Raw genomic sequence first — 4,096 nt, 5'->3', positions numbered from 1 at the left:
AGTGCTGCATCATAAGCATTCCAGTTACCAACTTTATACTTCGCTTTGGTTTTCACGTTTTAACTGGCAGGGAGTACAAGGGAATAAGTAAAATTTACCATTTCTCCGTATTCATGCAACAATGCCATTTAAATGCTCAAAATGTTTATATTTCAGTAAATAATATATCTCGAATAAATAAAAAAAATCAAACGCAGCCCTTAATAATTTTATTATTGTGCGCCATAGCTGTTTATATAGTAACAATTGGATTAATTGCCATCATCGCACCACCAAATAATTGGGACTCTATGGACTATCACATGAGTCGCGTTGCTTATTGGATACAAAATCATAGCGTTGATCATTATCCAACAAGTTATACACCACAACTATATCAAAACCCTTGGTCAGAGTTTGTGATTTTGCATTTTCAAATTTTGAGTGGTGGTGACTACTTCGCTAACTTAGTTCAATGGTTGAGTATGATTGGCTGCCTTATTGCAGTCTCATTAATTGCAAAACAACTAGGAGCAAATTTAAAAGGTCAGGTTTTCTCTGCTGTTGTAGCTGTAACGATTCCTATGGGTATTTTGCAAGCATCAAGCACTCAAAATGATTATGTAATCGCATTTTGGGTAGTTTGTCTTGCTCACTATCTGCTATTAACTCTACAAGCAAGAGAAAATTCTAATTGGACTAATTTCTTCCAAATCGGTAGTAGTATAGGATTAGCTATTTTAACTAAGGCAACAGCTTATTTTTATGTATTTCCCTTCTTAATTTGGTTGAGTGTATCTCAGATTAAACGCTTACGTTGGCAAGTGTGGAAGCCAGCTTTGATTGTAAGTAGTATAGCTTTACTGCTTAATATTAGTCACTATTTACGTAATTATAATTTGTTCGCCTCGCCACTTGGTGAACCAGGTAGTTATCGAAATGAAGTATTTGGTGTTAATATACTTTTTTCCAATATACTCAGAAATCTTGCTTTGCATATAGGCACACCAATCGGTTTATGGAATGGAATAGCCAATAAGTTAATCAGAATTATACACGCATTCATTAGTGTAGATGTTGATGACCCTAGGATAACTTTTTCTAAAACATTCTTTGTCCCAGGAGGTTGGTCAACAATAGGAATAACTGGTAACGAAAACAGTGCCGGCAATTTAATACATTTAATTCTAATATTTCTATGTATTACAGTTTTTATTAATCAAAAATATCTTCGTAAACAAAGTTATATTTTTGCTTATCTAATTACTGTTCTGGTTACGTTTTTTATATTTTGCTATTTGGTAAAATGGCAAGCCTGGAATAGTCGTCTTCATTTACCTTTTTTCGTGTTGATGTCTCCTTTTATAGGTGTTATTTTATCCAAAGCTAAGAAAGATAAAATAGCAATAATTATAGGAGTTTTTCTGCTTTGTTCCTCATTAAGCTGGGTATTTTTTAACAGATATAGACCGATTATTTCTCATAAAAGCATTTTCCAAACAAGTAGAATTGAACAATACTTTAGCAATAGACCATACCTCAACGTAACTTACACAGGAGCAGTTGAGTTTTTGAATTCAGCAAAATGCTCGAATATTGGGTTATCAATGGGGAATGACCCTTGGGAATATCCTTTATGGGTGCTTTTGCAGCAAAATCAACAAGAAATAGTTAAAATGCAACATGTTAATTTAAATAACGTTTCGGCGTCTTTAGAAACAGAGTATCCCTATAAAGATTTTATACCTTGTGGAATCATTTCAATGGAAACAAAAAAAAGCAAGCAAAAAAAACGCCAAACGATTAATTTTCAAGATAAAATTTATGTTCGAGCCTGGGATTCTCCAGAACTTGGTGTATTTATAAACAAATAGAATTTTGGAGAATTTGATTGGCTACAGGCTCACAAAATTAAAATTTACTGAGAAAATTAAGAGAGTAATACTTTATTTTTAGAGATGTAATGTGACCAAAAGTGCTGTCGAAACAATTCTTGAACGTGCTCTGATGGGGTACGATTTATCTCCTTCAGAGGGAGTGATATTATTAAAACAAATTGATCCAGAGGCGATCGCAGCGATTCGCGCCACAGCTGACAAACTCCGTCACGCTCAAGTAGGTGACACAGTTACCTACATAATTAACCGCAATATCAACTTTACTAATATCTGTGAGCAGCACTGTAGTTTTTGTGCTTTCCGTAGAGATGATGGTGATGCCGGTGCATACTGGTTAGACTGGGCGCAAATTTTGGAAAAGGCTACAGATGCAGTGCATCGGGGTGCGACGGAAATCTGTATGCAGGGAGGATTACACCCACAAGCGCAGATAAACGGCAAATCTTTGGCTTATTACCTGAAGCTAGTAGAAACCATCAAGCAGAAATTTCCCCAGATACATCTACACGCTTTTTCTCCGCAAGAAGTGCAATTTATAGCCAGAATTGACGGACTTGAGTATGCGGATGTTATTACCGCTTTGCGAGATGCTGGCGTTAATTCAATGCCAGGAACAGCAGCCGAAGTGTTAGACGATGAAGTGCGACGGATACTGTGTCCAGAGAAGATTGACACAGACACTTGGCTAGAGATTGTCACTACAGCTCACAAATTAGGCTTATATACTACTAGCACCATGCTGTCTGGGCATATTGAAACGCCAGTACAGCAAATTGAGCATTTAGAAAAATTGCGATCGCTTCAAAAAACCGCCATCAAGCAGGGCTACCCAGCTCGTATTACTGAATTTATTTTATTACCCTTCGTCGGTCAAGAAGCGCCTAAACCATTACGTCGTCGTGTCGGACGCGATCAACCAGTTTTGACTGATGCGCTAGTACTGGGAGCTGTGGCGCGGATTTTCCTAGGTAATTGGATTCCTAATCATCAACCGAGTTGGGTAAAGCTGGGGCTTGCAGGTGCAAAAGAAGCCTTAGTTTGGGGTTGTAACGATATTGGCGGCACATTGATGGAAGAACACATTACCACAATGGCAGGTGCTTTAGGTGGCACATGCATGGAAGTAGAAACATTGCAAACAGCGATCGCTTCTTTAGGACGACCTTACCAACAACGAGATACTCTTTATAAGAGATATACTGAAAACCGTTAACCTAAGCATGGAGGTCGCCCGCCATGCTCGGCTTCAGAACCGGACGTGAGAGTTTCCGCTCATCCGGCTCCTCTCCAGATTGACCCTTGGCATGGGTACTAAGCTGGGTTGAATTGCCTTTACCACCGTGTACCCGGTCGTGGCAGTGACGGTGGATGGCTGTCAAATTCTCCATTTTGGTATTGCGATGATTCCCATCGGTATGATGAATTTCTATGGCATCATCCATGTGGAAATGAACCCCGTCTTTTACTCCAATATGTCCAGTTTCCGTCGTAGGGGGATGCTGTTCCTTTGACTTTAATATGACGACGAATGGGCGTTTCAGCGTGGCGTAGGAGTTTGAGAACTCCATCGCTGAATCTCCATCCTTCACCTTTGTCAATCAGCCAATATCGATTTGCAATCCATTTTTTCCCTTTCTTCGGATGTCTGAACTTTGCCCATCGCCAGAGTTTCTTCCATAGCAGTGCGTCTAGCTTGGAATAAGTATCCTTGCTGACCACAGTTGCATAGTAGTTGCTCCATCCTCGAATCGCAGGATTGAGGTCGCTGATGATTCTCGTTTGAGGGGCAGCTTTAAGCGATTCAATATGCTCTGCTATCTTTTGATATTGGGCTTTGACATTCGCTTTGCTTGGATTGATGAATGTTTGGAACCCAGTCAATTTGCCGTTGTTCTTGCCGCTATTTGTTTTGCCTACGGGGTATGATCTGATGCTGAAACCCAAAAAATCAAACCCTGGCTTATTTTCCCCGACGGGATTGAGCGTGTGAACAATCTTTGTCTTGCTGGATTTTAGTTCTAACCCTAAAGCGGTTAACCAGTCTGAAATTAAGGATTGACAGTCCTTGACTACCTCAAGGTCGGGATGAAGCAGTCGGGTAAAGAGGCGATGTCACCATTGCCCCCTCCCCTCAAAACCGGACTTGTACCTTTCAGCACATCCGGCTTAAGCAAATTACTAGCTCCACTTTGCTTCAATCATTTCTCAGCGTGAATCTG

3 protein-coding genes are annotated in these 4,096 nt (G+C 39.8%); 2 read left to right on the top strand and 1 reads right to left on the bottom strand.

Going from position 1 to position 4,096, the window contains the following annotated elements:
• On the top strand, window positions 1-1,853 hold a 1,853-nt coding region (locus FNW02_RS37530; RefSeq protein ID WP_191762534.1), incomplete at its 5' end, for an ArnT family glycosyltransferase.
• Between the two features lie 91 nt (window positions 1,854-1,944).
• Window positions 1,945-3,090, top strand: a complete 1,146-nt coding sequence (cofH, locus tag FNW02_RS37525; RefSeq protein WP_191762533.1) for a 7,8-didemethyl-8-hydroxy-5-deazariboflavin synthase subunit CofH — start codon at window positions 1,945-1,947, stop codon at window positions 3,088-3,090.
• Window positions 3,091-3,311: 221 nt separating this feature from the next.
• Here cofH and FNW02_RS37520 read toward each other — a convergent pair whose 3' ends face one another.
• Window positions 3,312-3,758 carry a group II intron maturase-specific domain-containing protein gene (locus FNW02_RS37520; RefSeq protein ID WP_225226293.1) on the bottom strand — a complete coding sequence of 149 codons (447 nt, stop codon included), beginning with the start codon at window positions 3,756-3,758 and terminating at the stop codon, window positions 3,312-3,314.
• Window positions 3,759-4,096 lie beyond the last annotated feature (338 nt).

The organism is Komarekiella delphini-convector SJRDD-AB1 (assembly GCF_014831675.1).
Taxonomy (GTDB): Bacteria; Cyanobacteriota; Cyanobacteriia; order Cyanobacteriales; family Nostocaceae; genus Komarekiella.
Note: the sequence above shows the minus strand (reverse complement) of the source record. Positions and strands in the feature narration are given on the sequence as shown.